2 protein-coding genes are annotated in these 6,441 nt (G+C 76.3%); both read left to right on the top strand.

Annotation, left to right across the window (positions count from 1 at the left end):
- Window positions 1–19 precede the first annotated feature (19 nt).
- Window positions 20–5,497: an SDR family NAD(P)-dependent oxidoreductase gene (locus MXD60_RS16585; protein ID WP_248820159.1), complete on the top strand. Its 5,478-nt coding sequence runs from the start codon at window positions 20–22 to the stop codon at window positions 5,495–5,497.
- A complete protein-coding gene (locus tag MXD60_RS16580; protein WP_248820158.1) occupies window positions 5,494–6,372 on the top strand; it encodes a thioesterase II family protein in 879 nt (292 codons plus the stop codon). The genes MXD60_RS16585 and MXD60_RS16580 overlap by 4 nt, the downstream gene beginning before the upstream one ends.
- The last annotated feature ends 69 nt before the right edge of the window (window positions 6,373–6,441 follow it).

Here is a 6,441-nt window from a genome sequence, read left to right as displayed (position 1 = left end):
GTTGCCGGTGACGTTGCATGTGGATGCGCCGACGCCGAACGTCGACTGGTCCGCCGGCGCCGTCCGGTTGCTCACCGCGGAAACCCCCTGGCCGGCGACCGGCGCGCCCCGCCGCGTGGGCGTGTCCTCGTTCGGCGTCAGCGGCACCAACGCCCACGTCATCCTCGAACAACCCCCCGCGCCGACCCCGATCCCCGTGGCGCGACCCGCCGTCCCGGTCGAGCCCACCCCGGACGCGTCGGCCGAGTCCGCGTCGGCCGCCGGCGGCGAGACCAGGCCGGTGCCGTGGCTGCTCTCCGCCACCGACGCGGAGCAACTGCGCGCGCAGGCCGGATGCCTGCACGCCCATCTGCGCGACGGCGCGGCGTGGCGGCCGGTCGACGTCGCGCACACCCTCGCGACCGGACGGGCGCGGCTCACCCACCGGGCCGTCGCCGTCGCCGCAGAACCCGACGAACTGCTGCGCGCGCTCGCGGCCATCGCCGCCGGCCAGCCGTCCGCCGCGGTCGTCACCGGCGCGGCCACCCCGGGTCGCTCGGCCGTGTTCGTCTTCCCCGGGCAGGCTGGGCAGTGGACGGGGATGGCGGTCGGCCTCGCCCGCGCGTCGGCGGTGTTCCGGGCCCGGCTGGCCGAGTGCACCAACGCCCTGGCCGCGCATCTGCCCTGGCTGCGGGAATGGTCCTGGTCGGACGTGGTCGGCGGGGCGCCCGGCGCGCCCGACCTGGACCGCGACGAGATCGTGCAGCCCCTGCTGTTCGCGGTGATGGTCGCGACGGCCGGGCTGTGGCGCTCGTTCGGCGTGCGCCCGGCGGCCGTTGTCGGACACTCCCAGGGCGAGCTCGCCGCGGCCTGCGTCGCCGGTGCGCTGACCCTGCCCGACGCCGCACTCGCCGTCGCCCGCCGCGTCGAGCTCATCCGGGCGGAGCTGACCGGCCGCGGCGCGATGCTGGCCGTGGCCCTGCCCCGGGCCGACGCCGAAGCCCGGCTGGCCCGCTGGTCGGATCGGCTGACGGTGGGCGTGGTCAACAGCCCGGACGCGGTCGTCGTCGTCGGCGAACCCGCCGCGCTGGCGGACCTGGAGACGGACCTCGCCGCCGACGGCGTGCGCACCAGGCGGATGCCGGTCGGCTACGCGTCCCACTCCCCGCAGGTCGACCGGATCGGCGACCGGCTGCTCACCGCCCTCGCCTCGATGCGGCCGGTGACCGCGGCGGTGCCGTTCTACTCCACCGTCGAGGGCCGACGGATCGACACGGCGGGCCTCGACGCCGGGTACTGGCTGCGCAACCTCCGCCAGCCGGTCGAGTTCGACCAGGCGACCCGTGCGCTGCTCGACGCCGGCCACCGCACGTTCATCGAGGTCGGGCCGCACCCGGTGCTCGGTGTCGCCGTCGGGGCCACCGCTGCGGCAGTCGGTGTCAACCTCGCCGCGGGTGATCAGGCCGACCGCGACGCCCTGGTCACCATCGAGTCGTCCCGCCGCGGCGACGGCGGATTCGACCGCTTCCTGCTCGGCGTCGCCGGCGCGCACGCCCACGGGGTCGCGGTCGACTGGTCGGCGGCTCTCCCGCCCGGCGACCCGCGCCCGACCGACCTGCCCACCTACCACTTCCGCCGGCGCCGCTTCTGGCTCGATGTGGCCGGCACCGGGGACGTGGCCGCCGCCGGCATCGACCCGGTGGACCACCCGCTGCTCGGCGCCGCGTTCGGCTGGCCCGGCAGCGACCGGGCCGCGCTCACCGGCCGGCTGTCGACCCGCGCCCAGCCGTGGCTCGCCGACCACACGGTCGGCGGCGCAGCCCTGCTGCCAGGCACGGCCTTCGCCGAACTGGCCCTGCGCGCCGGCGACGAGGTCGGCTGCGACCAGCTCGACGAGCTGACGCTGCGCGCCCCGCTCGTCCTCGGCGACCGGGCGGTGCAGGTCCGCGTCACGGTCGGCGAGCCGGACGACGACGGCCGCCGCGACGTCGACATCCACGCCCGGCGCCAACCATCCCCCGGGACCGGCCCGGCAGCGGCCGACGAGGCGCCCTCGGCCGGCGACACCGCCGCCGCGGCGGCTGCCGCCGATGCCCAGCGGGGTGACTGGACCCTGTACGCCACGGGCCTGCTGTCCGTCCGCACCGACGCCCACGGCGGCCCGGGTAACGACGGCGACCGGGACGTCCCGCCGGGGGAGGACGACGCCAGCGACGGCGACGGCGCGCTGTCGTCCACGCCGGGCGAGTGGCCGCCCGCCGACGCCCTACCGGTCGATCTCGACGGGTACTACGAACGGTTCGCCGCGTCCGGCTTCGGCTACGGGCCGGCGTTTCGCGGCCTGCGCCGGCTGTGGCGCCGCGGCGCGGACCTGTTCGCCGAGGTCGCCCTGCGGCCGGCCGAGCAGCCCGACGCCGCCCGGTTCGTGCTGCACCCGGCGCTGTTCGACGCCGCGCTGCACCCCGTCGGCCTGCTCGACGCGGACCTGCCCGACGGTGCGCTCGGCCGGCTGCCGTTCTCCTGGTCGCAGGTGTCGGTCCGCGCCTCGGGCGCCACCGCCCTGCGGGTACGGGTACGCCCGCTGGGCGCGACCACGATCTCGCTGCGGGCCACCGACCCCGCCGGCCAGCTCGTCGTGGCCGTTGACGCGCTCGAGCTGCGACCGGTGTTCCCCGCAGTGCTGGACGCCGCGTCCGAGTCGACCGGGCCGGGCGAAGGGATCGCGGCCCGCGACAGCCTGTTCCACCTGGACTGGCCTGCCCTCGACGTGCGCCGGCCATCCTCGTCCACCGCCGCGGCCGAACGCCTCGTCCTGGTCCGCGCCGCGGCCCCCGGCCCCGGCCCCGGCGTCGGCGTCGGCCCCGGCGTCGAGGAGGACGACGGGTTCGTCGCCGCGATGCTCGCCACCGGCACCCCGATCACCGACGCGGCGACCTTCACCGCCGTGGCGGCGCCGGCGCCCACCGTGCTCGTCCGCTGCCCACGGGCCTGGCCCGCCGACGGTGGGACGCCCGGGGCGGTGCGCGCCGCCGTCCGCTGGGCCCTGGCCGTCGCCCAGGCCTGGCTCGCCGACGACCGGTTCGTCGACTCCCGTCTCGTCGTCGTCACCCGCCACGCCGTGCCCGTCGCCACGGGTGAGCCGAGCGATCTCGCCGCCGCGTCGGCGTGGGGACTGTTGCGCACCGCCCAGGCGGAGAACCCAGGCCGGTTCGTCCTCGTCGACGCCGACGATCACGTCGAGACGTACGCGATCCTCCCGGCCGCGCTGGCCACCGACGAGACGCAGCTCGCCGTGCGCGCCGGCGCCGTCCACGCCGCCAGACTGACCCGGACACCAGCGCCAGCGCTGCCGGCCTCGGCAGCGCTGGCCCCGGATCCGGTGCCGTGGCCGTCCACGGGAACGGTGCTGATCACCGGCGGCACGGGCACCCTTGGCCGGCTGGTCGCCCGCCACCTGGCCGACGCCCACGGCGTGCGCCGCCTGCTGCTGCTGAGCCGGCGCGGCCCCGCCGCGGACGGCGCCGCGGACCTCGTCGCCGAGCTGGCCGGCCTCGGCGCCGAGGCGTCCGTCGTCGCGTGCGCCGCCGCCGCCCGCGCCGCGCGCGCCGCGGTGCTCGAGGCGATCCCGGCGCACCATCCGCTGACCGGGGTCGTCCACGCCGCCGGCACCGTGGACGACGGTGTCGTGCCGACCCTGACGCCGTCGCGCCTCGACCGGGTGCTGCGGCCCAAGGTGGACGCCGCATGGAACCTGCACGAGCTGACGGTGGGACGGGCGCTGACGGCGTTCGTGCTGTACTCCTCCGCCGCCGGCACCTTCGGTTCGCCGGGCCAGGCCAACTACGGCGCCGCGAACGCCTTCCTCGACGCGCTGGCCGTCCACCGCCGCGACGCAGGGCTGCCCGCGACGTCGCTGGCCTGGGGACTGTGGGAGCAGCGCAGTGCGCTCACCGGCACCCTGAGCGGCACCGATCTGGCCCGGATGGCTGCCGGTGGACTGCGTCCGCTGAGCACCGCGCAGGGTCTGGCGCTGTTCGATGCCGCCCTCGCCACGGCGGACCCGGTCGCCGTCACCGTCCGCCTGGACCTGGCCGCTGCCGGCGAGCAGGCCCGGCGCCTCGCGGCCGGCGCCGTCGGGTCGGATGCCGCCGTCGTGGCGCCGATCCTGCGTCGGCGCGTCCCCGCGGGCCCGGCGCGGTCCCGCGGGCGCGCCCGCGCCGCTGCCGTGACCAGCTCGGCGCACCGCGGCGAGCTGGTGAGCCGGCTGGCCGGTCGCTCCGCCGACGAACGCGACGCGGTGCTCACCGTGCTGGTCCGTGACCAGGCGGCGTCCGTACTCGGCCACGCGGACAGCGCCGGTGTGGCCGCCCAGCGCAGCCTGCTCGAACTCGGCTTCGACTCGCTGACCAGCGTGGAGCTGCGTAATCGCCTCGCGGGAACCACCGGCCTGCGGCTGCGCCCCGGCGTCGTCTTCGACCATCCGACCCCCGCGGCGCTGGCCCGCCACCTGCGCGCGGAGCTTGACCGCGTCGGCCTCCTGCCCACCCCGGCGGGCCGGTCGGACGCTGACGCCCCGGCGGGCGCCCCCGCCGCCGTCACCCGCGTCCGCGGCCCGCAGCCCGAGGAGGGCGACGCCGACGGCGGTCCGGTGACACTGCTGTTCCGGCAGGCCGCCGCCGACGGGAAGATCAAGATCGGCCTGGACATCATGCGGGACGCCGCGCAGCTGCGACCGATGTTCGACCGTCCCGCCGAACTCGACCACCTGCCGGAGCCCGTTCGCCTCGCCGCCGGACCGGCCGGCCCGGCGATCGTCTGTTTCACCTCTTTCGTCGCCCTCGGTGGCGTGCACCAGTTCCTTCGCCTCGCCGGCACCTTCCGCGGCGACCGGGACGTCCTGGTGGTCGCGGTGCCCGGATTCGAGGACGGTGAGTCCCTCCCGGCAAGTGTGCCGGCGCTGGTCGAGATGCTCGCCGACGTCGTCGCGGCGCACTGCGCTGACGGCGGCGGGCCGACGCCGGTGCTGCTCGGCGCCTCGTCCGGGGGGCTGCTCGCGCATGCCGCCGCGCGGGCACTCGAACAGCGCGGCGTCGAGGTGCCGGCGGTCGTCCTGCTCGACACCTACCTGGCCAGCGATCAGGCGATCATCCAGTTCCAGGGGCAGCTGGTCGGCGGGATGTTCCAGCGGGCCGGCTCGTTCGTCGCCATGAACGACACCCGACTGTCGGCGATGGGCTGGTATTGCGCCCTGTTCGCCGACTGGAAACCGGAGGCGGTCGCGGCGCCCACGCTGCTCGTGCGGGCGACGGAGCCGCTCGCCGGGCCGCAGGAGGCCTCGGCGGCGGCCACCGACTGGCGTTCGTCCTGGGAATCCGCGCACACCGTCGTCGACGTTCCTGGCAACCACTTCACCATGGGCGAGGACCACGCGGCGGCCACCTCCGCGGCCGTGCGCGACTGGCTGCGGACCATCCTCGCGCAGGCATCCGACCGGCCCGCCCGCCAGGGCCCGGCATGACCGGCGCCCCGCCGGGCCGAGCAGGTGCGGTCAACGCCAGGGACGGGCAGACCACGTCGGACCACGCCTTTCCGCCATGGGACCTGCTGTGGTTTCGCCGGTTCACCCCGTCGGCCACCGCGCGGGCACGACTGGTCTGTTTCCCGCACGCGGGGGGATCCGCGAGTTTCTACCAGCCGGTCGCCGCGGTCCTGGGGCCGTTGGCCGACGTGTGGGCGGTGCAGTACCCGGGCCGCCAGGATCGGCGGACCGAGCCGGGGCTCACCAGCATCGACGCGCTCGCGGACGCCGTCGTCGCCCGGCTGCGCCGCCCCGCCTCCGGCCCGCCTGTCGCGTTCCTCGGCCACAGCATGGGGGCGGTCGTGGCCCACGAGGTGGCCCGGCGCCTGGTCCGGCTGGGTGAGCCCGGGCCGGCCGTCCTGTTCGTGTCCGGCCGGCGGGCCCCCTCGATCCGCCGCGAGGAACCGGTGCACGAGGGGACCGACGAGGACCTGCTGCGGGCGCTGGCCGCGCTGAGCGGCACCGATCGCCGCATCCTCGACGACGAGGAGCTACAGCGGATGATCCTGCCGGCGGTGCGCAGCGACTACCTGGCCATCGGCCGCCACCGTCACCTTCCCGGCCCGCCGGTGCCCTGCCCGGTCGTCGCGCTGACCGGCGACCGCGACCCGCACGCCACGGTCGAGGACATGCGCGCCTGGGCCGACCACACCACCGGAGGATTCGAACTTCATGTCTTTCCCGGCGGCCACTTCTACCTCGTCGACAGAGCGCGGGAGGTTCTTTCCGTAATCGCCAACCGAATTAGCCATCTTCTTCCTGGCGGGGCTTCCGGTGCCGTCCAGAACGATGAGAGGGTCGATCCTGGGTCTTGACCGGCACCCGGTGGGAACCTACGATTAAGAAAAGCCAGGCGCGGTCGCGGTGAACACGAGTCCGGATCG

The sequence above is a fragment of the Frankia sp. AgB32 genome, from assembly GCF_023243045.1.
In the GTDB taxonomy this organism is placed as follows: domain Bacteria; phylum Actinomycetota; class Actinomycetes; order Frankiales; family Frankiaceae; genus Frankia.
Note: the sequence above shows the minus strand (reverse complement) of the source record. Positions and strands in the feature narration are given on the sequence as shown.